The following is a 24,708-nucleotide window of genomic DNA, read 5'->3' on the forward strand; positions in this document are numbered from 1 at the left end:
GACGGTGACCGACGGGCGCAGCCGGCGCCGGGCCGACACCCGGCAGCGGCTGTACGAGGCGGCCGTCGAGCTCATCGCCGAGCAGGGCTTCTCGGCCACCACGGTGGACGACATCGCGCTGCGGGCGAAGGTCGCCAAGGGCACCGTCTACTACAACTTCAAGTCGAAGAACGACCTCTTCGAGGAGCTGCTGCGGCACGGGATCGGCCTGCTCACCGACGCGTTCCGCACGGCGGTGGCGGGACTGCCGCCGCGCGAGGCGGTGGGGGCGCTGGTGCGCACCCAGCTCGAGTACATCCGGCGGTATCGCGCCTTCGCGCAGCTGCTGCTCTCGGAGATGTGGCGCACCAACCGCGAGTGGCACCAGACGCTCATCCTGCTGCGCGAGCAGGCGATCGGCGTGATCGCCGAGACCCTGCGGGCCGGCGTCGACGCGGGCGAACTGCCGAAGGAGCTCGACGTGCGGGTCGCGTCGGCGGCGCTCTTCGGCGTCGGCTTGGTGGTGGCGGTCGACTGGCTGGTGTTCCAGCCGGAGCGGCCGATCGAGGACGTGGAGGAGTCGCTGCTCGCGATCGTGCGCCGGGTCGGTTAGGCGGCGGTCGTGGTGGGGCGGTCGGCGTCGTCCTCGGGGGTGAGGACGCCACCCAGTTCGATGATGTGGCGGTGCGCCGCGGCCAGGCGGTCCTCGAGCGTGACGATGCGGCAGGCCGCGGCGAGCAGGATGCCCTCGTCGAGGAGCTGCCGGACGCGCTGGGCGAGTTGCAGCTGGTGGCGGGAGTAGCGGCGGTGGCCGCCGTCCGAACGCTGCGGCTCGATCAAGCCGGCGGCGCCCAGGCTGCGCAGGAAGGCCGGCGTCACGCCGATCATGTCGGCGGCCCGGCCCATCGAGTACGCCGGGTAGTCGGCGTCGTCGAACGTCGTGCTCATCTGTCCTTTCCCGGGGGTTCGGGGCGATGTCATGAGGGGGAGACAGTCCAAGGCCCCGGCGGGTAACCGGGGCCCTGGCTTTTCAATTCTGATGCCGACCGTCGTCGGCGCATGCGGTTGTCCGTCTGCGTGCCGCTAGCGGACAACCTGAGTGATGGGCATCGGCTGCGATCACCTCTTGTCGGGTCGGGGACGTTGTGATTACGCGTTGCTGCGGTATCTCGTCCTCCTTAGCCAACTCAGGGTCTGTGCCAGTTGCGTGTCGGCTGTGCGTGGCCGACTCCAGAAATGCTATGCCCGAGACGCGGTTATTTCTAGTACCGCCGCTGTAGATTTTTCGGACAATTCGGTGGTGGCGGCGGTGCGGGGCGGGCGCCGGTTACGGCTGTCGCCGCAAGTGAGAGAGGTGACCGCGCCCCGCACCGCCGCGGGACAGGGGCGGGTGGGCAGCCCCTGTTACGCAAAGCCTGCCGAGGGCTTGCGGTGTCCGTGCTGTCCATGAGTGTGCGCGTCGCCGGGAAGCCGCGGCAACGCAATTAACGCCGATCATTGACGTGCGTAACAACCGAGGTAGATCATCACGGCACGCAGTGACCTCGGTCACCCATCCAACCGCCCCGCCCGCCGCCCAAAAGCGGACTAAAGGCAAATCCTTTGCGGTCAAGGGAGTCGCAGATGAGCGTCAACCCCGCACCCAGCACCGACGAAGAACGTCTCGCGCAGCTCGGCTACCAGCAGGAGCTGCACCGCCGGCTGTCCGGCTTCTCGAACTTCGCGGTGTCCTTCTCGATCATCTCCATCCTCGCCGGCGCGATCACGTCGTACGGCATCGCCATGACCGCCGGCGGCCCGATGGCGATCACGCTCGGCTGGCTGTTCGTGGGCATCATGGTCACCTTCGTGGCCCTGGCCATGGCCGAGGTCTGCTCGGCCTATCCGACGGCGGGCGCCCTCTACTGGTGGGCTGCGGCGCTGGCCAAGCGCAACAAGGCCGCGTGGGCCTGGTTCGTGGGGTGGTTCAACTTCCTCGGCGAGGTCGCGGTCACGGCGGCCATCGACTTCGGGGCGGCGATCACCACGGCCGCGTTCCTGAGCCTGACCTTCGACCTGGAGGTCACCAAGACCAGCACCTTCCTGATCTTCCTGGTGATCATCGTCGTGCACGGGCTGCTGAACACGTTCGGGGTCAACCTGGTGCGGCTGCTCTCCGACGTGAGCGCCTGGTGGCACCTGGTCGGCGTGGCGGTGATCGTGGTGCTGCTGGCCGTGCTGCCCGACCAGCACAAGCCGATCTCCGAGGTGTTCACCGAGGTGCACAACGCCACCGGCTTCACGTTCGCCGGGGCCAGTGTCTACGCCGTGCTCATCGGTCTGTTGATGGCGCAGTACACGTACACGGGCTACGACGCCTCGGCGCACGTGGCCGAGGAGACCCACGACGCCGCCAACGCCGCGCCGCGCGGCATCGTGATGTCGGTGGTGGTCTCGGTGATCGCCGGCTTCGTGCTGCTCTTCGCGATCACCTGGTCGATCCAGGACTACGAGGCGGAGCGGACCACCGCGCTCGGCCTGCCGCCCGCGCAGATCTTCATCGACGCGGTCGGCCACAACACCGGCACGTTCCTGGTCTTCATCTGCATGGTCGCGCAGTGGTTCTGCGGCATGGCGTCGGTGACCGCGAACTCGCGGATGTCGTACGCGTTCTCCCGCGACGGCGCGCTGCCCGGCTCGCGGATCTGGAAGCGGGTCAACCCGCGTACCGGCACGCCGACCAACTCGATCTGGCTGTGCGTGACGCTGTCCACGGTCATCGTGCTGCCCTCGCTGTGGAACACCACGGCGTACCTGGCGGCGACCTCGATCGCGGTCATCGGCCTCTACATCGCGTACGTGGCGCCGGTGTTCCTGCGCCGGGTCAACCCGGAGTTCGAGCCCGGGCCGTGGAACCTCGGCCGGTGGAGCGCGCCGGTCGGCTGGATCGCGATCGTCTGGGTCGGGATCATCTGCGTGCTGTTCATCCTGCCGACGGCCAGCCCGATCACGGCCACCACGTTCAACTACACGATCGTCGCGGTGGCGGTCGTGCTGGGCGCCGCCGCGATCTGGTGGTTCGTCAGCGCCAAGAACTGGTTCACCGGACCGCGGCAGAATCTGATCGAGAAGGCCGCGCACGGCGAGCAGACCATGCCCACCGCTGAATGATCTGTTGTGATGCGGGGGACGGGCGCTCGGCCCGTCCCCCGGAACCGCGTGTGAGGACGGTGCCATGGATCTCGAGGAGCTCGACGTCTCGGTCGACAACGGCAGCATCGACACGGTGCTGCTGGCCCTGACCGACATGCAGGGGCGCCTGCAGGGCAAACGCCTGCACGGCCGGTATTTCATGGACGAGGTGGCGGCCGGCGGCAGCGAGGGTTGCAGCTATCTGCTCGCCGTCGACGTCGACATGAACACGGTGGACGGCTACGACATGTCCTCCTGGGCGAGCGGTTACGGCGACTTCGTGATGAAGCCCGACTTCACCACCCTGCGGCGGGTGCCCTGGCAGCCGGCCACCGCGATGGTGCTGGCCGACCTGTTCACGGTCGAGGGCGACCCGGTCTACGCCTCGCCGCGCCAGATCCTGCAGCGCCAGCTCGACCGGCTGGCCGGGCACGGCCTCACCGCGTTCGCCGGCACCGAGCTCGAGTTCGTGCTCTACCGGGACACGTACGAGCAGGCGTACGACAAGAACTATCGCGACCTGATTCCGGCCAATCAGTACAACGTGGACTATTCGCTGCTGGGCACCGCACGGGTCGAGCCGCTGCTGCGCCGCATCCGCAACGAGATGTACGGCGCCGGCCTGCGCCCGGAGAGCGCCAAGGGCGAGTGCAACCTCGGCCAGCACGAGATCGCGTTCCACTACGCCGACGCGCTGACCTGCGCGGACAACCACGTCATCTACAAGAACGGGGCCAAGGAGATCGCCGCCCAGGAGGGCATGGCGCTGACCTTCATGGCCAAGCCCAACATCCGCGAGGGCAACTCCTGCCACATCCACTTCTCGGTGCGCGGCCGCGACGACCGGTCGGCCATGCTCGGCGACGGCCCCGGGCACCTCAGCGTCACCGGGCAACGGGTGGTGGCCGGGCTGCTCGCCACGATGCGCGACTTCTGCCTGCTGTTCGCGCCCAACATCAACTCGTACAAGCGGTTCCAGCCGGGCTCGTTCGCGCCGACCGCGCTGCGCTGGGGCGTCGACAACCGCACCTGCGCGCTGCGGATGGCCGGGCACGGGCAGGGCATGCGGGTGGAGAACCGGCTTCCCGGCGGCGACGTCAACCCCTACCTGGCGATCGCGGCGCTGGTGGCGGGCGCCATCTATGGCGTCGAACACGAACTCGAGCTGGAGCCGGAATTCGTCGGCAATGCTTATCAGGACGCCTCGGCCGGCCGGGTGCCCGCGACGCTGCGGGAGGCCCAGCAGCTCTGGGTCGGCAGCCCGATCGCCCGCGAGGCGTTCGGGGCCGACGTGGTCGGCCACTACGCCAACATGGCCCAGGTCGAGCTGGCGGCCTTCGACGCCGCGGTGACCGACTGGGAACTGCGGCGGTGTTTCGAGCGACTGTGAAAGGCTTTCCGGGTGCCAACTGACGTGCTCAACCCGTCCACCGGGACGGTCCTGACCAGCGTCCCGTCGCTCGATGCGGCGCAGACCGACGCCGCCATCGAGCGCGCGCGGCGGGCCTTTCCCGGCTGGCGGGCGGTGGCGCCCGGCGACCGGGCCCGGCTGCTGCGCCGGTTCGCGGCGGTGGTCGACGAACACGTCGACGAGCTCGCCGATCTCGAGGTGCGCAACGCGGGCCACACGATCGGCAACGCGCGCTGGGAGGCCGGCAACGTCCGGGACGTGCTCGACTACTACGCGGGCGCCCCGGAGCGGCTGATCGGCAAGCAGATCCCGGTGCCGGGCGGCCTCGACGTGACGTTCCACGAGCCGCTCGGCGTGGTCGGCATCATCGTGCCGTGGAACTTCCCGATGCCGATCGCGGGCTGGGGCTTCGCGCCTGCGCTGGCGGCCGGCAACACGGTGGTCCTCAAGCCGGCCGAGCTCACCCCGCTCACCGCGATCCGGCTCGGCGAGCTGGCGCTGGAAGCCGGCCTTCCCGAGGACGTCTTCCAGATCCTCCCGGGCAAGGGCTCGATCGTCGGGCAGCGGTTCGTCACCCACCCGGCGGTGCGCAAGGTGTGCTTCACCGGCTCCACCGAGGTCGGCAAGTCGATCATGGCGGGCTGCGCCGACCAGGTGAAGCGGGTGACGCTCGAGCTGGGCGGCAAGAGCGCCAACATCGTCTTCGCCGACGCCGACCTGGAGAAGGCGGCCGCCGCGGCGCCCGCCTCGGTCTTCGACAACGCCGGCCAGGACTGCTGCGCCCGCTCCCGGCTGCTCGTGCAGGAGTCGGTGTACGACAAGTTCCTGGCCCTGCTGGAGCCGGCGGTCCGGGCGTTCCGGGTGCGTGATCCGTCGGATGCCGCCGCCGAGATGGGCCCGCTGATCTCGGCGGCCCATCGAGGCACGGTTGCGTCCTACGTGGACGGCGCCGATGTGGCGTTCGCCGGCGAAGCGCCCGCGGGCGACGGCTGGTGGTTCCCGCCGACGGTGCTGCTCGCCCATTCGCCCGACGACCGGCACTGGCGCGAGGAGGTCTTCGGCCCGGTGCTGTCGGTGCTGCCGTTCCGCGACGAGGCGGACGCGGTCCGGCTCGCCAACGACACCGAGTACGGGCTCTCCGGCTCGCTCTGGACCCGCGACCTGGGCCGGGCGCTGCGCGTCTCGCGCGCGGTGGAGACCGGCGCGCTCAGCGTCAACAGCCACTCCTCGGTGCGGTACTGGACCCCGTTCGGCGGCATGAAGCAGTCCGGCCTCGGCCGCGAGCTCGGCCCGGACGCGCTGCACGGCTTCACCGACGTCAAGAACGTGTTCCTAGCCTCGGGAGAATAAGTGGATCGCTTGCAGGACCGGGTCGCCGTGATCACCGGCGCCGGCAGTGGGATCGGGCTCGCCACCGCCCGCCGGTTCGCGTCCGAGGGCGCCTTCGTCGTCGCCGTGGACATCGGCGAGGACGCCGGCAAGGCGTGCGCCGAGGAGGTCGGCGGCGAGTTCGTGGCCTGCGACGTGTCCGACGAGGAGCAGGTCAAGGCGCTCTTCGACGGGGTCGTCGCGCGGCACGGGCGGGTCGACATCGCGTTCAACAACGCCGGCATCTCGCCGCCCGAGGACGACTCGATCCTGGTCACCGGCATCGAGGCCTGGGAACGGGTCCTCAAGGTCAACACGACCTCGGTCTTCTTCTGCTGCAAGTACGCGATCCCGCACATGCGGCGGCAGGGCAAGGGCTCGATCATCAACACGGCCTCGTTCGTGGCGATCCTCGGCGCCGCCACCTCACAGATCGCCTACACGGCGAGCAAGGGCGGGGTGCTGGCGATGACCCGGGAGCTGGGCGTGCAGTTCGCCCGCGAGGGCATCCGGATCAACGCGCTCTGCCCGGGGCCGGTGGCGACGCCGCTGCTCATGGAGCTGTTCGCGACGGATCCGGAGCGTGCCGCCCGCCGGCTGGTGCACGTGCCGATGGGCCGGTTCGCCGAGCCCGAGGAGATCGCGGCGGCGGTGGCGTTCCTCGCCAGCGACGACGCCTCGTTCATGACCGCGTCCCAGTTCGTGGTCGACGGCGGCATCACCGGGGCGTACGTGACTCCACTGTGATGTTTCAGCACCCTCCGGGCTGGGCACGAGCCAGGTACGTCCTGGTCAACCGGGGCGCAGGGGTCGAATCCCCGCCGACGCCGGCCCTGCTCCCGGCGCCGGTGGGACAGACGGGCCCGGGCGTGGCGTCGCTTCCCGGAGCGACGCCACGCACCCATTCCCCGTATGCCGGATTCCGCTCGACGTCATGTCGTCCGAGATCGGCTGTCCGGGCGACACGAGGCGAAACATGGTCTGGTTACGGTGGAACGATGCGTCCGATCATCGGCATCACGAGCTATGTGGCGCCCGCGACCTGGGGTGTGTGGCACGACCTGCCGACGGCGCTGATCCCGCACGACTACGTGGCGGCGGTGCGCGAGGCCGGCGGGCGGGCGGTGATCCTGCCGCCCGACGAGCAGGACGCGGACGTGCTCGGCGTGCTCGACGGCCTGCTGCTGACCGGCGGCCCGGATCTGGAGCCGGGTTGGTACGGAGCCGAGCCGGAGCCGCTCACCGAGTCGCACCCGGAGCGCGACGCGGCCGAGTTCCTGCTGACCCGCCGCGCGCTCGAGGCCGACCTGCCGGTGCTGGGTGTGTGCCGGGGCATGCAGCTGCTCACGGTCGCCGCCGGCGGGCGGCTGCACCAGCACCTGCCCGACGTGCTCGGCCACGAGGCGCACCGCCCGGCCCCGGGCGTGTACGGCCGGCAGGACGCGCGGTTCGAGCCGGGCAGCCGGATCGCCGGGCTGATGGGCGCGGACGTCGCCATCCACTGCTATCACCACCAGGGCATCGCCGACCCGGGAAAGCTCACGGTCACCGGCTGGGCCGCCGACGGGCTGCCCGAGGCGGTCGAGGACCCGGCGCGCCGGTTCGTGCTCGGCGTGCAGTGGCATCCCGAGGTGGTACGGGACCGAAGGTTGTTCGGCGCGCTGGTGGCGGCCGCCCGATGAGACCGCCGGCCCGGCCCGCGAAAGATCGCTCTAAGGCCCCGCGGCGGCGCTGCCGAAGGTCATCTAGAGCCGCGACACAAGGAGGAACCCACCGCATGCGCAGGCCTTTGATCGGCATGACCGCGTACGCCCAGCAGGTGCAGTACGGCAGCAACGACCTCATGGCGGGCATGCTCCCCATGACGTACGTGCGGGCCGTGCACGCCACCGGCGGGCGAGCCGTGCTGATCACCCCGGACGACCCCGACAAGGACCTGATCGACTCGCTGGACGGGATCGTGTTCTCCGGGGGCGGCGACATCGACCCGGCGTACTGGGGCGCCGAGCGGCACCCGGAGACCGACGTCGACCCGGCGCGCGACGAGGCCGAGCTGCTGCTCATGCGCGCCGCGCTGGAGGCCGGCCTGCCGGTGCTGGGCGTCTGCCGGGGCATGCAGGTGCTGGCGGTGGCCGCGGGCGGCACCCTGCATCAGCACCTGCCCGACCTGATCGGGCACGACCGGCACCGCGCGGCGGCGGGCACCGACCCGCTGGCCGCGGACGCGTCGGCGTACGGCAAGCACGACGTCGTGGTGCGGGCCGGCTCGCGGGCGCACCAGCTGCTGGGCGGTCGCCTCACGGTCAACTCGTTCCACCACCAGGCGGTCGACGACGCGGGCGCCTGCGAGGCGGTCGGCTGGTGCCCCGACGACCGGGTCGTCGAGATCATCGAGCACCCGGGTCACCCGTTCGCCCTCGGCGTCCAGTGGCACCCGGAGCGCACCCCCGACCTGCGTGTCTTCGCGGCGCTGGCGGAAGCGGCCGCCCGGCGGGCCGGCCTGGCCCCGGCGGCGATCGCGTCGAAGGCGGCGTTGGCCGCCTGACCGAGGCCCACCACCGGCCCACCGCCGGCCCACCGCCGGCCCGGTGTCCGCGACGGCCTCGACCGCTACGGCCCGGCCGCCGCGGTGGTGCGGGCGGCGTTGTGGTTGGGGACGGTGCCCACCGCGTACGCGAAAAGGGTTTGATTTGCGGGCTTTGCCGAGGCCGGTGTTACGGTGCAGAGCCTGACGGTCGAGTCGCTGCCGGTCATTGATCTGGGAGGTTCGCCATGAGCGCGACCCCTCCGCATCTGGTGAGGGCGTTCCAGCGCGGCGGCGAGATGGGTCGCCGGATGCTCGAGCTCGATTGGCGCGACAGCCCGCTCGGCCCGCCCGGCACCTGGCCGGACGAGTTGGTGAGCGCGGTCTGCACCATGCTCGCGTCGCGCGCGCAGATCATCATCTTCTACGGACCGGAGCACTGCGCGCTCTACAACGACGCCTACATCCCGGTCACCGGCAGCAAGCACCCGGCATTCCTCGGGCAGCCCGCCCGGAAGATGTGGGCCGAGGTCTGGCACCTGCTGAAGGACATCTTCGGCGGGGTGATGGCGACCGGAACCTCCTACTTCGGCACCGATCATCGGTTCACGCTGGAGCGGTACGGCTTCCCCGAGGAGACGTATTTCGACGTCTCCTACGACCCGATCCGGCGGCGCGACGACACGGTCACCGGACTGTTCTGCATCGTCAGCGAGACCACCCGGCGGGTGATCGGCGATCGCCGGGTGCGCACCCTGAGCGCCCTGGGATCGCGGCTGGCCGACTCGCCCGACGAGGCGACGCTGGTCGCCGACGCGATCGCGGTGCTCGGCGAGAACGAGGCCGACCTGCCGTTCGCGGCGCTGATGCTCAACCCGCCGGAGATGCCGCCGCCCGTGCGGGACGCGGTGCGCGACGGCCGTGGCGGCACGATCGCGCTGCGGGAGCTGACCGATCCGTCGCCGGAGGCCGCCGACGAGGCGCTGGCGCTGCCGGTGCTGATCGGGACGAACGTGGTGGGCGCGCTGGTGCTGGGGGTGAGCCGGCTGCTCGCGCTCGACCAGTCCTATCGCGACTTCCTCGAGCTCGCGGTCGCACAGATCTCCCGGGCGGTGACCAACGTGCGCGCCTACGAGCTGGAGAGATCCCGGGTCGCGCAGCTGGCGGAGCTCGACCAGGCCAAGACCAACTTCTTCTCCAACGTCAGCCACGAGTTCCGGACGCCGCTGACGCTGATCCTCGGCCCGCTGGAGGACCTGCTGTCCGAGCCGGCGCTGCCCGCGGCCCAGCGGGAGCGGCTGCTGACCATGCACCGCAACGGCCTGCGGCTGCTCAAGCTGGTCAACACGGTGCTCGACTTCTCCCGGCTGGAGTCGGGCCGGATGCGCGCCGACTACCGCCCCACCGATCTCGCCGACTACACCGCGCAGCTGGCCAGCACGTTCCGCTCGGCCGCCGAGCGGGCCGGGCTGGCGCTGGAGGTGGACGTCTCCCCGCTGCCGCGGCCGGTGCTCGTGGACCGCGAGATGTGGGAGAAGGTCGTGCTCAACCTGCTGTCCAACGCGGTCAAGTTCACCCCGTCCGGCCGGATCGAGCTGCGCGTCGCCGCCGAGGGCGACCAGGCCGTGCTGACCGTCCGCGACACCGGCGTCGGCGTGCCGCCCGAGGAGCAGCCGCATCTGTTCGACCGCTTCCACCGGGTGACCGGCGTGTGGGCGCGCACCCACGAGGGCACCGGCATCGGGCTCGCGCTGGTCCGCGAGCTCGTCGAGCTGCACGGCGGCTCGGTGGCCGCGCACAGCGAGCTGAACCGCGGCAGCGTCTTCACCGTGCGCATCCCGTTCGGCGAGGCGCACCTGCCGGTCGAGCGGGTCGGCGACTCCGATGCCGTGCCCCGCCTCTTCCTGGAGGAGGCGTACTCCTGGCTGCGCGACGAGGCCCCGGTTCCGGAGGGGCCGGCCGGCGACCGCGGCCGGGTGCTGCTCGTCGACGACAACGCCGACCTGCGCGATCACGTGGCGCGGCTGCTGCGCCCGCACTGGGACGTGACCACCGCGGTGGACGGGCGGGCCGCGCTGGAGCTGGCCCGGGCGCAGCGGTTCGACCTGGTGCTGACCGACGTGATGATGCCGCGGCTGGACGGCTTCGGGCTGATCGCGGCGCTGCGGGCCGACGAGCGCACCCGGGACGTGCCGATCGTGGTGCTGTCCGCCCTGGCCGGCGAGGAGTCGTCCGGCGAGGGGCTGGCCGCGGGCGCGGACGACTACCTGGTCAAGCCGTTCTCGGCGCGCGACCTCACCGCGCGGGTGCGGGCCAACCTCGATCTCGGCCGGGCCCGCCGCCAGGTCATCAGCCGGCTGCGCGGGCTCGTCGACGTGGCCGCCGCGGTGAGCACGGTGCGGACCACGGCCGAGGTGCTCGACGTGGCGGCCCGGCACGTGCAGGCGATGACCGGGGCCGGCCGGGTCGTGGTCGCCGTCCCCGGCGCCCGGGCCGAAGTGGACGGCGGCGGCCCCGCCGTGGCGGCGCCCGACGTGCTGATGGCGCTGCCCGACACCTCCGGGGCGGCGGTCGGCGAGCTGCGGGTGTGGTCGGGCCCGTCCGGGCCGCCGGAGCCGGCGGTGCTGACCCAGCTGGCCCGCCTGATCGGCCTGCGGCTCGAGAACGCCCGGCTCTACGAGGCCGAGCACCGCATCGCCAGCACGCTGCAGCACAGCCTGCTGCCGCAGTCGCTGCCCCGGCTGCCGGGCGCCATCGTGGCCGGCCGTTACCTGCCGGGCAGCAGCGAGGCCGAGGTCGGCGGCGACTGGTACGACGTGATCACCGCCCCCGACAACCGGCTGTTCCTGGTGCTCGGCGACGTGGTCGGCAAGGGCGTGCAGGCGGCGGCCATGATGGGGCAGCTGCGCAACGCGCTGCGGGCGTACATCCTGGAGGGCTTCGACTGCGGCGACGCGCTCACCCGGCTGAACCGGCTGGTCGACAACCTGGGCCGGCGTCAGTTCGCGACCGTGGTGTGCGTGCGCCTGGACCCGGAGGCGCACCAGCTGCACTACTCGTCGGCCGGGCACCCGCCGCCGGTGCTGGTCCGGCCGGGCCGGCCGGGGGAGTTCCTGTACTCCAGCGCGCTCGGCCCGCCGATCGGCGCGTTCGCGGTCGCCGAGTATCCGACGCTGGAGACCAGCTTCGAGGCCGGCAGCCGGCTGCTGCTCTACACCGACGGGCTGGTCGAGGACCGCGCGATCGGCATCGACGCCGGGCTGGCCGAGCTGCTCGACGACGCCGCGAAACCGGCCGACCACGTCGAGGACCTGCTCGACGCGCTGCTGGCCAAGGCGGCCGGGCGCACCCGCCGGGACGACATCGCCCTGATCGCGGTGCAGGCCACCGAGCCGCGCGAGTTCGTGCTGCGGCTGCCGGCCGACCCGACCCGGCTGAGCGTGCTGCGTCGCCGGCTCGAGGACTTCCTCACCGGCAACGGGGTGCCCGAGGACGACGTGTTCGACCTGACGGTGGCGGTGTCCGAGGCGGCGGCCAACGCGATCGAGCATCCGGTGGACCCGCTCGAGCCGCTGATCACCGTGGCGGCGTCGATCGAGCCGGGCGCCGTGGTGGTGACCGTGCGGGACACCGGGACGTGGCGGCCGGCCGGCGAGGGCGGTTACCGCGGGCGGGGGCTGTCGCTGATCGGGGCGCTGACCTCGCTGGCGGTCCTGCGGGAGCCGAGCGGGACGACGGTGACGCTGACCCGGCCGATCAGTCGCTGACCAGCCAGGGCTGGGCGGACAGGCCGGAGATCTCGAGCACCCGGTGCACCTGCGACGAGGGCAGGACCCGCAGGCGCTCGCCGTAGAGATCGGCCAGCTGCAGCAGGGCGTGGATGGCGGCCGAGTCGAAGAACGTCACCTCACGCAGGTCGAGCGTCGCGTACGCGGCGTCGTCCTTGGTCGCGGCGCGGAACATGGCGTCCGCGGTCGACATGTCGACCTCGCCGGTCACGGTCACCACGGCCCGATCCCCGGCCACGGCGGCGGTGGCCGAGAAGTTGGGGTCCGCCCCCTCGTGATCCACGAACATACGATTTCACAGGGGTCCGGGGGCAGCAAGAACCGGGGGAACAGCTCAGCCGACCCGTTATGGTGCGGCCGCCGCCACACGTTCGGGCGGCGTATCCGGCGATAGGCTGGTCGTATGACCGTTCGCGCCCCCCTGGCGCCGGGAAGGCAGTCGCCCTGGCGGGCGGTCCCGGCGCAGATCATCCGTCCCGAGTACGTCGGCAAGAAGCGCCCGAAAGAGTGGCGCGGCTCGCACGTGCAGACCCCCGAGACCATCGAGAAGATGCGGATCGCCGGGCGGATAGCGGCGCAGGCGACCCAGCTCGCCGGCGAGCACTGCAAGCCGGGCGTCACCACCGACGAGATCGACCGCGTCGTCCACGAATACCTCTGCGACCACGGGGCGTACCCGTCGACCCTGGGCTATAAGGGCTTCCCGAAGTCGTGCTGCACGTCGCTCAACGAGGTGATCTGCCACGGCATCCCCGACTCGACCGCTCTCGAGGACGGCGACATCGTCAACGTCGACGTGACGGCGTACCTGGACGGCGTGCACGGCGACACCGACGCCACGTTCCTGGTCGGCGACGTCAGCGAGGAGGCCCGCCTGCTCGTCGAGCGCACCCACGAGGCGATGATGCGCGGCATCCGCGCGGTCGCGCCCGGCCGGCCGATCAACGCGATCGGCCGGGTCATCGAGGCGTACGCGCGCCGCTTCGGCTACGGCGTGGTCCGCGACTTCACCGGCCACGGCATCGGCGAGACGTTCCACTCCGGCCTGTACATCCCGCACTACGACAACCCCAGGCTCGACACCATCATGGAGCCCGGCATGACGTTCACCATCGAGCCGATGATCACGCTGGGCACCCACGAGTACGAGATCTGGCCGGACGGCTGGACGGTGGTCACCAAGGACCGCAAGTGGACCGCCCAGTTCGAGCACACCTTGGTGGTGACCGAGGACGGGTACGAGATCCTCACGCTGCCGTGAGCGCGACGATCGAGCATCATCACGCCGACGTCTCCGGCGGCTGGCTGCGGGCCGCGACGTTCGGCGCGATGGACGGCCTGGTCACCAACATCGCGCTGATCGCGGGCGTGGGCGGCGGCGGGGTCGGCCGCAACACCCTGGTGCTCACCGGCGTGGCCGGGCTGGTCGCCGGCGCGATCTCGATGGGCCTCGGCGAGTACACCAGCGTGCGCACCCAGAACGAGCAGGTCTCGGCCGAGCTGGCCAAGGAGCGGCACGAGCTCGAGGTCAACCCCGAGGGCGAGGCCGAGGAGCTGGTCGAGGCGTGGACCGCGCGCGGCCTGCCCGAGCAACTGGCCCGGGACGTCGCGGCGGTGCTGCACACCGACCCGGAACAAGCGCTGCGGGTGCACGCGCAGGAGGAGCTGGGCGTGGTGCCCGACGAGCTGCCGAGCCCGTGGGTGGCGGCAGGCTCGTCGTTCGCCTGCTTCTCGGTCGGTGCGTTGTTCCCGCTGATCACCTATCTGCTGGGCTTCGACAGCCTGGCGCTGGCGCTGGGGGTGGGCGGTCTCGGGCTGTTCGCCGCCGGCGCGGTGGTCGCGAGATTCACCGGCAAGAGGTGGTGGCTCAGCGGGCTGCGCCAGCTCGCGCTGGGCGGTCTGGCCGCCGCCGTCACGTACGGGATCGGCACGCTACTCGAATAGCAGGCCGATGTTCCCGTCCACCGGCTGCCCACGGGCGGACAACTCGCCGGCCTGCTCCTTGAGGACCGCGCCGAGCTCCTGCATGTCGGCGCCGGCCACCCCGGTGCGGCGGACGGCGTCGGCCGCGTTGCGGAAGTACGTACGGGTCAGCAGGCCGGTGACCAGCGCCGCGTGCAGGCGCGACTCGGCGATCATGACGAGCGCCGCGTCGGTCTCGTACCACTCGGCCAGCCGGACCGCACGGCCGTGCGCCGCGCTCGCCAGCGCCCAGTTGTGCCGGGCCAGCGCGGTGAACTCCGGCGGCCGCGTCTCGGCCAGCCGGGCCAGGTGGGTGTCGCGCAGCTTGCCGAACCATCCGTTCGGGTCGTGCAGCGGCCGGGTGGTCACGTACCGGTCGGCCTCCAGCGGCCAGCGCGAGGTCAGTTCCCGCGCCCGGCGCATGCCCTCGTCGGCGGTGGTCACCTCGAGGTCGACGAGGATGCCCTCCACCCGGCGCAGCGCCGGTCGCGGCCCGGCCGCCGGGCGGTACTTCACCACCAGCAGGTTGACGTCGCTGCCGTCGTGGTCGTCGCCGTGCGCGAGCGAGCCGTGCACGCCGATCGCCTGGACCTCGGCCGGCCACCGCCGCTCGATCACGTCGCGCAGGCGGACCGCCAGCTGCCACCGCGGCGAGCTGACATCGATCTCCTCGTGCACCCCGTCATTCTCGGCGTTTTGCCCGGCGCCGGAAGGTGCGCGCCAAAACGCCTATTTCGCCCGCCCGGGGAAGGCCATCGTCACCGGCGACATCCGGGCGAGCCGGCGCCAGCGGGTCGCGCGCACGGCCGCGTCGGTCATCGCCGCCAGCGCGTTCGCCCGCTCGGCGCCGGTGGTCACCGCCAGCACCGGCCGCCATGCCTGCGCGACCCCGTCCTCGACCTGGACGGCCAGCTTGAGGGCGGCAGCCCGGCCGGTCACCGGAAAGGGCATCTCGTACCCGGCCGGCGAGACCTGCGCCCGCTCCTTGGTGACCAGGTAGTCGCGGCGTTGGCGGTGCGCCTGCTCGGCGGATCTCGCTTCGGTCTCCTGTCCGGCCTTGACCCCGATGATCCCGTACGCGTAGATGGCCGCTTCCTCGGCCGCCAGCGCCGCCGCCAGCTGCTCGTTCACCGTAGCGCCTCCTCGGCCGCCGGCGCCGCCGCCTGCTCGTTCACCGCAGCGCCTCGGCGTGCGTGGCGCGGCCGGCGGCGATCGATCCGACCAGGGCCGCCCGGTCGGCGGGGGCCGCCATGCACGCGGCCACCGCGGTGCGCTGGGCGCTCTGCTCGGCCTCGCGAAGGCTCGCCGGCGCCGCCGGGGCCGCTGAGCGAGCGCTGCTGGGGTTGGCGGCCGGGTTGATCACCTTGGTCAGCTCGGCCGCGTGCGCGCGGTGGTCGGCGGCGAGCGGGGCGAGGCGGGCGCCCGCGCCGGGGTCGGCCGCGATCGCCCGGTCGTAGGCGGCGGCCAGGGCGAGCGCCTCGTCGAGCAGGGGCTGCAGCGGGTCGGGCGGGGGCGGCGGCGACGGCTCGGCATCGCACCCGGCCAGGGCCGGCGCGCTCGCGGCGGCGATCAGCAGGCGTCGCCGCGTCGGTCCCGTCTTGCTCGTCCGCACGGCGCTCAGTCAACACCATCGCCGCCGATGGCCGCGAATGAGTGTCGATTCGGAGCGCCGAGGGACGCCCCAGGGGTCTCGCGCGTTACGCTCTGCGTCAGCCGCGGGGCACCTCGCCCGGCGGCATACAGTGCTTTCCCTTGACGACGAGCGAAAGGTCGAGCCCGATGACGCAGCGTGGTCGCGCCGGCGCCCGGCCTGACAGTCGCCGGTCCCGCCCGGACGCTCCGCCTCCCCCGCCGCGGGTCGATCTGACCGCGGCCCGGGCCCGGGTGCGATCGGTGATCGAGCCGGTGATCGAGCGGGCCGGCTACGACCTCGAGGAGGTCAACGTGTCGCGCGCCGGGCGCCGGCACGTGGTGCGGGTCCTGGTCGACACCGATGGGGGAATCAACCTGGACGACGTCGCCGTGGTCTCCCGCGAGATCTCGGCGGCACTCGACGAGGCCGAGGAGCGCGGCGGCGAGGTGCTGGCCGGGGAGTATCAGCTCGAGGTCGGCTCGCCGGGGGTCGATCGCCCGCTCACCCTGCCGCGGCACTGGCGGCGCAACCGGGGCCGGCTGGTCGCGGTGAACGGCCTGACCGGCCGGGTGGTCGACGTGGACGACACCTCCGTGGTGCTCGACGTCGACGGCGTGCCCCGGTCGCTGGCCCTCGCCGAGCTGGGGCCGGGCAAGGTGCAGATCGAGTTCAAGCGCATGGACGAGGCCGACTTCGGCGACGAAGACGGCCACGACGACACTGACGATGGGGAGGGCGAGGAGTGAACATCGACCTCGCGGCGCTGCGCGCACTGGAGCGCGAGCGGGAGATCCCGTTCGAGACGATCCTCGCGGCCATCGAGACCGCGCTGCTGACCGCCTACCGGCACACCGAGGGCGCGCAGGGCCACGCCCGGGTGGAGATCGACCGCAAGACCGGCGTGGCGTCGGTCCTCGCCCAGGAGCTCGACGCGGACGGCACGGTCGTCCGCGAGTGGGACGACACCCCCCACGACTTCGGCCGCATCGCCGCCATGACAGCCAAGCAGGTGATCCTCCAGCGCCTGCGGGAGGCCACCGACGAGCAGCACTTCGGCGAGTACGCCGGCCGCGACGGCGATCTGATCACCGGCATCGTGCAGGCCGACGCGGCGCGGGCCGAGAAGGGCATCGTGACCGTCGACCTCGGCAAGATCGAGGCGGTGCTCCCGCAGTCCGAGCAGGTACCGGGCGAGACGTACGAGCACGGCTCGCGCATCCGGGCCATCGTCGTGCACGTGGCCAAGGGCTTCCGCGGGCCGCAGGTGACCCTGTCCCGCTCGCACCCGGCCCTGGTCAAGAAGCTGTTCGCGCTCGAGGTGCCGGAGATCGCCGACGGCACCGTCGAGATCGCCGCGATCGCGCGTGAGGCAGGTCACCGCACCAAGATCGCGGTGCATTCGACCGTGCCGGGCGTCAACGCCAAGGGCGCGTGCATCGGTCCGATGGGCCAGCGGGTCCGGGCCGTGATGAGCGAGCTGCACGGCGAGAAGATCGACATCATCGACTGGTCGGAGGATCCGGCGCAGTTCGTCGGCAACGCGCTCTCGCCGGCGAAAGCCCTGCGTGTCGAGGTGGTGGACGCCGCCACCCGGACGGCCCGGGTCACCGTGCCGGACTTCCAGCTGTCGCTGGCCATCGGGCGGGAGGGGCAGAACGCCCGGCTCGCCGCGAGGCTGACCGGATGGCGTATCGACATCCGGCCGGACAACGAACCGGCCGGTGTGCCGGAGCGTCCCGACCGTGCGGACCGTGATGCGGCCGAGGCGGGAAGCTGACCGGCTACGCGGCGCACGCGGCCGAGGGGTAGACTTTTCGGTGGTCGGCCCGATACGCACCTGTGTCGGTTGCCGCAAGCGTGCGCCGGCCTCGGATTTGATCCGATTCGTGTTGATCCGGTTCGTCTCGACCGGCGGCGGGGATGACCTCCGCTTGCAGGTGGATGCGGGCCGCCGATTGCCGGGCCGGGGAGCGCACTTGCATCCCGATCCGGCCTGCTTCGCGCTGGCGGAGCGGCGTCGCGCCTTCGGGCGCGCGTTGCGATTCACCGGTGTTGCTGACACCGGTCCGCTCGCCGAGCACATCCGCGCGGTCTCCGTGCCGCGCGGAACGACTGATGATCCGGCGGAGGCGCCGGATCACGACCCAGCAAGGTAGGACGACCCAGATGAGCACACGATGAAGTCCCTGAAATGAACAGGCTTCTAGTGCACGAGTGAGGTCGTTGCGGGTGCGCTCGCACGACCTCGAAGTGAGGAGTGCAGTGCCAGGCAAGGCCCGCGTACACGAGCTCGCGAAGGAGCTCGGGGTCGACAGCAAGACCGTTCTCGCCAAGCTCAAAGAGATGGGCGAGTTCGTCAAATCCGCATCCAGCACGGTCGAGGCCCCGGTGGCCCGGCGGTTGCGTGGCGCCCTCGAGGCCGGTTCCGCCCCCGCGGCGGCGCCCGCCGCGTCCGCGTCGAGCGCCCCGGCTCCCGCCCGGGAACGGCCGGCTCCGACCAGCGCGCGGCCACAGCGGCCGCGGCGGCCCACCGCTCCGGCCGCGGACGCGCCCAGCGCGCCCACGTCCCCGGCGCCGTCGACCGGCTCGTTCGCGCGTCCCAAGCCGCCGGCCCCCAGCCGTCCGGGCCCCACGCCCGGTCCGGTCGCCAAGCCGGCGAGCGCCCACGACATCGAGGTCGCGGCGGCCGAGGCGCGTGCCTCGGCGCTCAAGGCCGAGCAGGAGGCCGCGGTCAAGGCCGCGCAGGCCGCCCGCACCCGCGACGCCGAGCGTCGCGCCCAGCAGCCGCCTGCCGAGGGTCGCCCGAGCGGCCCGCGTCCGGGTCCCGGCTCCGTTCCGCCCCGCCCGGGTTCCCCGGCGGCCGGCGGACGTCCGGCCACCCCGGGCACGCCCGGCGGTCCCCGTCCGGGCCCGGCCGGTGGCGCCCCGCGCCCGCCGGCCCGCGGTCCCGGCAACAACCCGTTCGGTGTCTCCGGCGGTGCGGCCGCGCGGCCCAATCCGTCGGCGATGCCGCGGCCCAACCAGCCCGGCATGCCGCCGCGGCCGAGCCCGGCGTCGATGCCGCCGCGGCCCAGCCCCGCGTCCATGCCCGCGCAGCGTCCCGGCCGTCCCGGCCCGGGCGGTGGCGGTGGCGGCGCCGGTCGTCCCGGTGGTCCCGGCGGCGGCCGTGGTGGCGCCGGTGGCGGCTTCCGTCCCGGTGGCGGTGGTGGCGGTGGTGGCGCTGGCTACCGCGGCGGCCCCGGTGGCGGTGGTGGCGGTGGTGGCGGTGGCTACCGCGGCGGCCCCGGTGGCGGTGGCGGTGGCGGTGGCTACCGCGGCGGCCCCGGTGGTGGCGGCGGCGGTCCGGTCGGCGCCGGTGCTCCGGGTCGTCCCGGTGGCGGCGGTCGTGGCCGTGGCGGCGGCGCCGCGGGCGCCTTCGGGCGTCCGGGTGGCCGGCCGACCCGTGGCCGCAAGTCGAAGAAGCAGCGGCGTCAAGAGTTCGACAACCTGTCGGCTCCGGCCATGAGCTCGGGCGCGCCCCGCGGCAACGGCCAGGAGATCAGGCTGTCCCGTGGCGCGTCGCTCTCCGACTTCGCCGAGAAGATCAACGCGAACCCCGGCTCGCTGGTCCAGGAGATGTTCAACCTGGGCGAGATGGTGACGGCGACGCAGTCCTGCAGCGACGACACCCTGCAGCTGCTCGGCGAGCACCTGGGCTTCGACGTGCAGATCGTCAGCCCCGAGGACGAGGACCGCGAGCTGCTCGCGCAGTTCAACATCGACCTCGACGCCGAGGTCGCCGAGGATCGCCTCGTCTCCCGGCCGCCGGTTGTGACCGTCATGGGTCACGTCGACCACGGTAAGACGAAGCTGCTCGACGCGATCCGCAAGACCAACGTGGTCGCCGGCGAGGCGGGTGGCATCACCCAGCACATCGGCGCCTACCAGGTGCACTACGACCACAACGGCGAGGAGCGGGCGATCACCTTCCTCGACACCCCGGGTCACGAGGCGTTCACCGCCATGCGTGCCCGTGGTGCCCAGGTGACCGACATCGTGATCCTGGTCGTGGCCGCCGACGACGGCGTGATGCCGCAGACGGTCGAGGCGTTGAACCACGCCAAGGCCGCCGAGGTGCCGATCGTGGTCGCGGTCAACAAGGTCGACAAGCCGGACGCCAATCCGGAGAAGGTGCGCCAGCAGCTGGCCGACTACGGCCTGCTCGCCGAGGAGTACGGCGGCGAGACGATGTTCGTGAACGTGGCCGCCAAGCCCGGGATCGGCATCGACGACCTGCTCGAGGCCGTGCTGCTGACGGCCGACGCGTCGCTGGAGCTGACCGCTCCGATCGACGGGGCGGCCCAGGGCGCGGTCGTCGAGTCGCACCTCGACAAGGGCCGTGGTGCGGTCGCGACCGTGCTGGTCCAGAAGGGCACGCTGCGAGCCGGCGACTCGATCGTGGCGGGCGGCGCGCACGGCCGCGTCCGCGCCATGCTCGACGAGAACGGCAACCAGGTGGCCGAGGCGCTGCCGGCGCGACCGGTGCTGGTGCTCGGTCTCACCTCGGTGCCCGGCGCGGGCGACACGTTCCTCGCCGGCGAGGACGACCGCACGGTCCGGCAGATCGCCGAGCAGCGGCAGGCCCGCCGCCGCGCGGCGAGCTTCGCCAACTCGCGTACCAAGGCGACCCTCGAGACGCTCATGGAGCAGCTCAAGGAGGGCGAGAAGACCTCGCTCACCCTGGTCATCAAGGGCGACTCGTCCGGTTCGGTCGAGGCCCTCGAGGACGCGCTGTTCAAGATCGAGATTCCGGACGAGATCCAGCTCAAGGTCATTCACCGCGGCGTCGGTGCGATCACCGAGAGCGACGTGAACCTGGCCTCGGCGTCCTCGGACGCCACCGCCACGATCATCGGCTTCAACGTCCGGGCCTCGAACAAGGTCAAGGAGATGGCCGACCGGGCGAACGTGGAGATCCGCTACTACAGCGTGATCTACCAGGCCATCGAGGAGATCGAGGCCGCGCTCAAGGGCCTGCTCAAGCCGGAGTACGAGGAGGTCGAGCAGGGCACCGCGGAGATCCGCGAGGTGTTCCGGTCGTCCAAGATCGGTCTCATCGCCGGTTGTCTGGTCCGCAGCGGTCTCATCCGCCGCAACGCCAAGGCCCGCATCCTGCGGGAGGGCGTCGTGGTGGCCGAGAACGTCACGATCAGCTCGCTGCGCCGGTTCAAGGACGACGCCACCGAGGTCCGCGAGGGCTTCGAGTGTGGTCTGACGCTGAGCGGGTTCGGCACGCCGCAGGTCGGCGACGTGATCGAGACCTTCGAGATGCGCGAGAAGCCGCGTAGCTGATTCGAGCATGGTGGGAGCCCCCGGTCCGCGGAAAGCGCGGGCCGGGGGCTTTCGCATGTCTGCCGGGCCGGGCCCGGGGTGGGGCGCGCTTGCTGGGTCTGTCGCGCTGCCTGCCAAGATGGCAGCCATGTCCCGGTACGCCCTGCTGCTCGCGCCCTCTGCCAACCGCGTCTATGCCGATCAGGCCGCTCGCCTCGCGCGGGCTGAGCTGGCCGCGTTCCGGTCGGTGCTCGCCGCTGACATGTCGGATATATCGGACGCAATTTTGGGCGGGGTCGAGTATCTGACCTTCGAGGGCGCGCTGACCTCGCGGGACATTTCGTACATCTCGAACTTGTCGTCGGCTTATGCGCTGTTCGCCCGGGAAGGTGACCTGCTGCGGCCGGTGGAGCTCACGCCGCTGGCCCGGTACGACAGCGACCTGATCACCATCCCGAAGTACGCGGGCAAGACCAACGAGCAGTTCACCAAGCTGGTCCTCAATCTCACGCTGCTCGCGTCCGCCTCGGCCGGCCGGATGCTCGACGGCCACCTCACCGTGCTCGACCCGCTCTGCGGCCGCGGCACCACGCTCAACCAGGCGCTGATGTACGGCTACGACGCGGTGGGCGTGGAGATCGACGGGAAGGACGTCGAGGCGTACAAGTTGTTCCTGCAGACGTGGCTCAAGCGCAAGCGCCTCAAGCACACCGCCGACCTGGTCCCGGTGCGCCGGCAGGGCCGCCGGGCCGCCCGGCGGCTCGAGGTGACCATGGCCGCCAGCAAGGACGACCACAAGGCCGGCGCGGTGCAGAAGGTCACCGTCCTGCAGGCCGACACCACCCAGCTGGACGGGCTGCTGCGCGGGGGCGTGGCGGACGTGCTGGTGGCCGACCTGCCGTACGGGGTGGCGCACGGCAGCTACGACGACCACGGCGGCATCACCCGCAGCCCGCTCGATCTGCTCGAGCGGGCCGTGCCGCACTGGCTGCCGCTGGTGCGGCGGGGCGGCGCCTTTGGGCTGTCGTGGAACACCAAGGTGGCCCGGCGGGAGCTCGCCGAGGACATCCTGCTCGCCAACGGCCTGGAGATCGTCCGCCACGAGCCGCTCGCGCACCGGGTGGATCAGGGCATCGAGCGGGACGTCCTGGTGGCCCGGAAAGTCGGCTGATTTCTGTCGCACCCCGGCGGTACGGTGCTCGCGATGTTTACCGAGACCGCAGTGTTCGACCTGCTCCTGCCGAGCGATTCCCGGTCGCTGAAGCAGAAGCGCTCCTACGTCCGCCCGATCATCGCGATGCTCCGGAAGTTCGAGGTGAGCGTGGCGGAGGTCGGCTTCCACGACCTGCACGGCCGCGCCCAGATCGGCGTCGCCGTCGTCGCACCCGACCCGGCGCAGGCCCGCACCGTGATCGACACCTGCGAAAACCAGGTGGCCGGCCGCCCCGAGATCGACCTCTTATCGGTAAAGCGGCGCCTATACGGAGACGACGACTGAGCGCCCAGGCAGCGCGCACGTCACCGCGCTCCGCGTCTTCGAGGCCCGCGAGCACACCGCCCGCGGCGCGGGAGGCGACGCCGGCCAGCTCAGCGATCGCCCCGCTGATGAGGAGACAGTCGATTCCGCGTCGCCGCGGGGTTTGCGGTGCCGCGGAATCGCCTGGCTGCTCGTCAGCCCCGAAGGGGCGATCGCCCGCGGCGCCGGAGGCGACGCCAGCCAGCTCAGCGATCGCCCCGCTGATGAGGAGACAGTCGATTTCGCGTCGCCGCGGGGTTTGCGGTGCCGCGGAATCGCCTGGCTGCTCGTCAGCCCCGAAGGGGCGATCGCCCGCGGCGCCGGAGGCGACGCCAGCCAGCTCAGCCGGCCAGCTCAGCCAGCTCAGCTCGGCTACGCTTCAACGGTTGGTGCGGGAGAGTTTGGGCCCGCGGGATTCACAGTCGGAGGTGGGCGATATGTCGGACCCGGCCAAGACGCGTCGGCATGCGGAGCGCGTCAGGGAACTGGTGGCGTCGCTGGTGCGTGAGATCAAGGACCCCCGGCTCGGCATGGTGACGATCACGGATGCCCGGATCACCGGCGACCTGCGGGAGGCCACCGTCTACTACACGGTCCTGGGCGACCCGACCGAGCAGGCGGCCACCGCGGCCGCGCTGGAGAGCGCCAAGGGGATGCTGCGCAGCCGGGTGGGTCACGCCCTCGGCCTGCGGCACTCGCCGAGCCTCGCCTTCGTGCTCGACAACGTGCAGGACCACGCCAAGGAGATCGACGACCTGCTCGCCGAGGCCCGGCTGCGCGACGAGGAGGTCCAGCGCCTCGCCGCCGGCAAGCAGTACGCGGGCGACCCCGACCCGTACAAGAGCGAGGACGAGGACGACGAGGCCGGCCAGGGTGACGAGGCCGGCCAGGGTGACGAGGGCGCCGAGCGGGTCGGCGCGCGCGAGGACCTCGGGTGACGACACCCTCGGGTGCGCCCGGGGGAGTGACCGACGCGGAGTGGGCCGCGGCCGTCGAGGCGGTCCGCGGGCTCACTCCGGGGCCGGAGGGCGACGAGATCCAGCTCATCTGCCACGTGAACCCCGACGGGGACGCGCTGGGCAGCATGCTCGGGTTCGCCCTCGGCCTGCGGCGGCTCGGCTTCACGCGGTTGCGGGCGACGTTTCCGGGCGAGTTCGAGGTGCCCACGCCGTACCAGAGCCTGCCCGGTTTTGATCTTCTCGTGCCGCAGCGTGCGGCCTACCCCAGCCCCGACGTGGTCCTGACCTTCGACGTCGCCGCCGAATCGCGCCTCGGCGACCTCGCCCGCCTGCTCGCCGCGCCATGCGTGATCGTGCTCGACCACCACGCGTCGAACACCCATTTCGGCCGGATCGAGCTGGTCGACCCTCGCGCGGCGGCCACGTCGGTGGTGGTCGAAGGCCTGCTCACCCGGCTCGGCGTGCCGCTGGACGCCGAGATCGCGGAGTGCCTCTACGTCGCGCTGGCGACCGACACCGGCTCGTTCAAGTTCGACATGACCACGCCGGCCGTGCACGAGCTCGCCGCGCGCCTGATCGCCACTGGCCTCAGCCCTGGCGACATCTCGCGGCAGATCTTCGACACCCGGCCGTTCGGGGCGATGAAACTCGTCGGCGAGGTGCTGGGCCGGGCCGCGCTCGACCCGACGGCCGCCGGCGGCCGCGGCATGGTGTGGACCTACGCGACGCAGGATGATCTGGCCCGCTACGGCCAGCGCCCCTACGTGCTCGACACGCTGATCGACCCGGTGCGCGGCGTGGCCGAGGCGGATGTCGCCGTGATCGTGAAGCAGTCCGGCGACGGCGAGTGGGCGGTGTCGCTGCGCAGCAAGGGCGCGGTCGACGTGAGCAAGGTGGCGGTCGCCCTGGGCGGCGGCGGCCACCGGCTGGCGGCGGGCTTCACCGGGCGCGGAACGCCGGGCGAGGTGATCGATTCGGTCCGGCAACTTCTCGATCAAAACCTCATTTGACGTACGTCTCGGCGGAACGATCCCGCGTCACGACGCGATCCGGGCGCCCGGTCACGGCTCTGCCGCGACCGCCGGGC

23 protein-coding genes are annotated in these 24,708 nt (G+C 72.0%); 18 read left to right on the top strand and 5 right to left on the bottom strand.

Annotated features, from left to right (window positions below):
* The first annotated feature begins 4 nt into the window (after positions 1 to 4).
* Positions 5 to 592: a TetR/AcrR family transcriptional regulator gene (locus tag ACFQS1_RS14455; protein ID WP_378968202.1), complete on the top strand. Its 588-nt coding sequence runs from the start codon at positions 5 to 7 to the stop codon at positions 590 to 592.
* On the opposite strand, the gene ACFQS1_RS14460 is transcribed toward ACFQS1_RS14455, so the two are convergent.
* Entirely contained in the window at positions 589 to 927 is a 339-nt protein-coding gene (locus ACFQS1_RS14460) for a MerR family transcriptional regulator (RefSeq protein WP_378968026.1), read from the bottom strand. The two genes, ACFQS1_RS14455 and ACFQS1_RS14460, sit on opposite strands and share 4 nt — an antisense overlap.
* A 675-nt stretch (positions 928 to 1,602) precedes the next feature.
* Between ACFQS1_RS14460 and ACFQS1_RS14465 the strand changes: the two genes are divergently transcribed.
* The 7 genes from ACFQS1_RS14465 to ACFQS1_RS14495 all read left to right on the top strand — a co-directional run bounded on the left by ACFQS1_RS14465 (position 1,603) and on the right by ACFQS1_RS14495 (position 12,220).
* The gene (locus tag ACFQS1_RS14465) at positions 1,603 to 3,129 is read left to right on the top strand and encodes an amino acid permease (RefSeq protein WP_378968028.1); all 1,527 of its coding nucleotides are present in this window, start codon (positions 1,603 to 1,605) and stop codon (positions 3,127 to 3,129) included.
* A gap of 64 nt (positions 3,130 to 3,193) precedes the next feature.
* Positions 3,194 to 4,540, top strand: coding sequence for a glutamine synthetase family protein (locus tag ACFQS1_RS14470; protein ID WP_378968030.1), 1,347 nt, complete (start codon positions 3,194 to 3,196; stop codon positions 4,538 to 4,540).
* A 12-nt stretch (positions 4,541 to 4,552) separates the two neighbouring features.
* Positions 4,553 to 5,911 (top strand): aldehyde dehydrogenase family protein, encoded by a 1,359-nt coding sequence (locus tag ACFQS1_RS14475; RefSeq protein WP_378968032.1) that lies wholly within the window; start codon positions 4,553 to 4,555, stop codon positions 5,909 to 5,911.
* Positions 5,912 to 6,676, top strand: a complete 765-nt coding sequence (locus tag ACFQS1_RS14480; RefSeq protein WP_378968034.1) for a 3-oxoacyl-ACP reductase — start codon at positions 5,912 to 5,914, stop codon at positions 6,674 to 6,676.
* 251 nt (positions 6,677 to 6,927) lie between these two features.
* Positions 6,928 to 7,611, top strand: coding sequence for a gamma-glutamyl-gamma-aminobutyrate hydrolase family protein (locus ACFQS1_RS14485; RefSeq protein ID WP_378968036.1), 684 nt, complete (start codon positions 6,928 to 6,930; stop codon positions 7,609 to 7,611).
* Between the two features lie 95 nt (positions 7,612 to 7,706).
* The gene (locus ACFQS1_RS14490) at positions 7,707 to 8,474 is read left to right on the top strand and encodes a gamma-glutamyl-gamma-aminobutyrate hydrolase family protein (RefSeq protein ID WP_378968038.1); all 768 of its coding nucleotides are present in this window, start codon (positions 7,707 to 7,709) and stop codon (positions 8,472 to 8,474) included.
* Between the two features lie 227 nt (positions 8,475 to 8,701).
* A complete protein-coding gene (locus ACFQS1_RS14495) occupies positions 8,702 to 12,220 on the top strand; it encodes a SpoIIE family protein phosphatase (RefSeq protein ID WP_378968040.1) in 3,519 nt (1,172 codons plus the stop codon).
* Here ACFQS1_RS14495 and ACFQS1_RS14500 read toward each other — a convergent pair.
* A complete protein-coding gene (locus ACFQS1_RS14500) occupies positions 12,210 to 12,530 on the bottom strand; it encodes an STAS domain-containing protein (protein WP_378968042.1) in 321 nt (106 codons plus the stop codon). The genes ACFQS1_RS14495 and ACFQS1_RS14500 overlap by 11 nt on opposite strands.
* A 114-nt stretch (positions 12,531 to 12,644) precedes the next feature.
* Here ACFQS1_RS14500 and map point away from each other — a divergent pair, with 114 nt between their 5' ends.
* Together map and ACFQS1_RS14510 are read left to right on the top strand one after the other, a co-directional pair.
* Complete coding sequence (gene map / locus ACFQS1_RS14505; RefSeq protein ID WP_378968044.1) at positions 12,645 to 13,502, top strand: type I methionyl aminopeptidase; 858 nt, start codon at positions 12,645 to 12,647, stop codon at positions 13,500 to 13,502.
* A complete protein-coding gene (locus ACFQS1_RS14510; protein WP_378968046.1) occupies positions 13,499 to 14,185 on the top strand; it encodes a VIT1/CCC1 transporter family protein in 687 nt (228 codons plus the stop codon). The genes map and ACFQS1_RS14510 overlap by 4 nt, the downstream gene beginning before the upstream one ends.
* Here ACFQS1_RS14510 and ACFQS1_RS14515 read toward each other — a convergent pair.
* The 3 genes from ACFQS1_RS14515 to ACFQS1_RS14525 are packed head-to-tail and all read right to left on the bottom strand — an operon-like array spanning position 14,174 to position 15,815.
* Positions 14,174 to 14,881, bottom strand: a complete 708-nt coding sequence (locus tag ACFQS1_RS14515) for a nucleotidyltransferase domain-containing protein (RefSeq protein WP_378968048.1) — start codon at positions 14,879 to 14,881, stop codon at positions 14,174 to 14,176. The two genes, ACFQS1_RS14510 and ACFQS1_RS14515, sit on opposite strands and share 12 nt — an antisense overlap.
* Positions 14,882 to 14,932: 51 nt before the next feature.
* Positions 14,933 to 15,334, bottom strand: a complete 402-nt coding sequence (locus ACFQS1_RS14520) for a ferritin-like domain-containing protein (RefSeq protein WP_378968050.1) — start codon at positions 15,332 to 15,334, stop codon at positions 14,933 to 14,935.
* 40 nt (positions 15,335 to 15,374) lie between these two features.
* Positions 15,375 to 15,815 (bottom strand): hypothetical protein, encoded by a 441-nt coding sequence (locus tag ACFQS1_RS14525; RefSeq protein ID WP_378968052.1) that lies wholly within the window; start codon positions 15,813 to 15,815, stop codon positions 15,375 to 15,377.
* A 167-nt stretch (positions 15,816 to 15,982) separates the two neighbouring features.
* Here ACFQS1_RS14525 and rimP point away from each other — a divergent pair, with 167 nt between their 5' ends.
* The 8 genes from rimP (at position 15,983) to ACFQS1_RS14565 (ending at position 24,631) form a co-directional block, all read left to right on the top strand.
* Entirely contained in the window at positions 15,983 to 16,582 is a 600-nt protein-coding gene (gene rimP, locus ACFQS1_RS14530) for a ribosome maturation factor RimP (protein WP_378968054.1), read from the top strand.
* Positions 16,579 to 17,613, top strand: a complete 1,035-nt coding sequence (nusA, locus tag ACFQS1_RS14535) for a transcription termination factor NusA (RefSeq protein WP_378968056.1) — start codon at positions 16,579 to 16,581, stop codon at positions 17,611 to 17,613. The genes rimP and nusA overlap by 4 nt, the downstream gene beginning before the upstream one ends.
* Positions 17,591 to 17,992, top strand: coding sequence for a YlxR family protein (locus ACFQS1_RS14540; protein WP_378968204.1), 402 nt, complete (start codon positions 17,591 to 17,593; stop codon positions 17,990 to 17,992). Before nusA ends, ACFQS1_RS14540 begins: the two co-directional genes overlap by 23 nt.
* A 106-nt stretch (positions 17,993 to 18,098) precedes the next feature.
* Complete coding sequence (gene infB, locus ACFQS1_RS14545; RefSeq protein ID WP_378968058.1) at positions 18,099 to 21,167, top strand: translation initiation factor IF-2; 3,069 nt, start codon at positions 18,099 to 18,101, stop codon at positions 21,165 to 21,167.
* 127 nt (positions 21,168 to 21,294) lie between these two features.
* Positions 21,295 to 22,317 (top strand): TRM11 family SAM-dependent methyltransferase, encoded by a 1,023-nt coding sequence (locus ACFQS1_RS14550; RefSeq protein ID WP_378968060.1) that lies wholly within the window; start codon positions 21,295 to 21,297, stop codon positions 22,315 to 22,317.
* A gap of 33 nt (positions 22,318 to 22,350) precedes the next feature.
* Positions 22,351 to 22,644: a DUF503 domain-containing protein gene (locus ACFQS1_RS14555; RefSeq protein WP_378968062.1), complete on the top strand. Its 294-nt coding sequence runs from the start codon at positions 22,351 to 22,353 to the stop codon at positions 22,642 to 22,644.
* A gap of 455 nt (positions 22,645 to 23,099) precedes the next feature.
* Complete coding sequence (gene rbfA, locus ACFQS1_RS14560; RefSeq protein WP_378968064.1) at positions 23,100 to 23,600, top strand: 30S ribosome-binding factor RbfA; 501 nt, start codon at positions 23,100 to 23,102, stop codon at positions 23,598 to 23,600.
* Positions 23,597 to 24,631, top strand: coding sequence for a DHH family phosphoesterase (locus tag ACFQS1_RS14565; protein ID WP_378968066.1), 1,035 nt, complete (start codon positions 23,597 to 23,599; stop codon positions 24,629 to 24,631). Before rbfA ends, ACFQS1_RS14565 begins: the two co-directional genes overlap by 4 nt.
* Positions 24,632 to 24,708: the final 77 nt, after the last annotated feature.

Source organism: Paractinoplanes rhizophilus (assembly GCF_042664765.1).
GTDB lineage: Bacteria > Actinomycetota > Actinomycetes > Mycobacteriales > Micromonosporaceae > Actinoplanes > Actinoplanes rhizophilus.

Coding starts and splice junctions, on each gene's coding strand:
- ACFQS1_RS14485 (WP_378968036.1), top strand. CDS start 6,928: ATGCGTCCGATCATCGGCATCACGAGCTATGTGGCGCCCGCGACCTGG.
- ACFQS1_RS14550 (WP_378968060.1), top strand. CDS start 21,295: ATGTCCCGGTACGCCCTGCTGCTCGCGCCCTCTGCCAACCGCGTCTAT.
- ACFQS1_RS14540 (WP_378968204.1), top strand. CDS start 17,591: ATGCGGCCGAGGCGGGAAGCTGACCGGCTACGCGGCGCACGCGGCCGA.
- rimP (WP_378968054.1), top strand. CDS start 15,983: ATGACGCAGCGTGGTCGCGCCGGCGCCCGGCCTGACAGTCGCCGGTCC.
- map (WP_378968044.1), top strand. CDS start 12,645: ATGACCGTTCGCGCCCCCCTGGCGCCGGGAAGGCAGTCGCCCTGGCGG.
- ACFQS1_RS14490 (WP_378968038.1), top strand. CDS start 7,707: ATGCGCAGGCCTTTGATCGGCATGACCGCGTACGCCCAGCAGGTGCAG.
- rbfA (WP_378968064.1), top strand. CDS start 23,100: ATGTCGGACCCGGCCAAGACGCGTCGGCATGCGGAGCGCGTCAGGGAA.
- ACFQS1_RS14470 (WP_378968030.1), top strand. CDS start 3,194: ATGGATCTCGAGGAGCTCGACGTCTCGGTCGACAACGGCAGCATCGAC.
- ACFQS1_RS14460 (WP_378968026.1), bottom strand. CDS start 927: ATGAGCACGACGTTCGACGACGCCGACTACCCGGCGTACTCGATGGGC.
- ACFQS1_RS14500 (WP_378968042.1), bottom strand. CDS start 12,530: ATGTTCGTGGATCACGAGGGGGCGGACCCCAACTTCTCGGCCACCGCC.
- ACFQS1_RS14465 (WP_378968028.1), top strand. CDS start 1,603: ATGAGCGTCAACCCCGCACCCAGCACCGACGAAGAACGTCTCGCGCAG.
- ACFQS1_RS14555 (WP_378968062.1), top strand. CDS start 22,351: ATGTTTACCGAGACCGCAGTGTTCGACCTGCTCCTGCCGAGCGATTCC.
- ACFQS1_RS14495 (WP_378968040.1), top strand. CDS start 8,702: ATGAGCGCGACCCCTCCGCATCTGGTGAGGGCGTTCCAGCGCGGCGGC.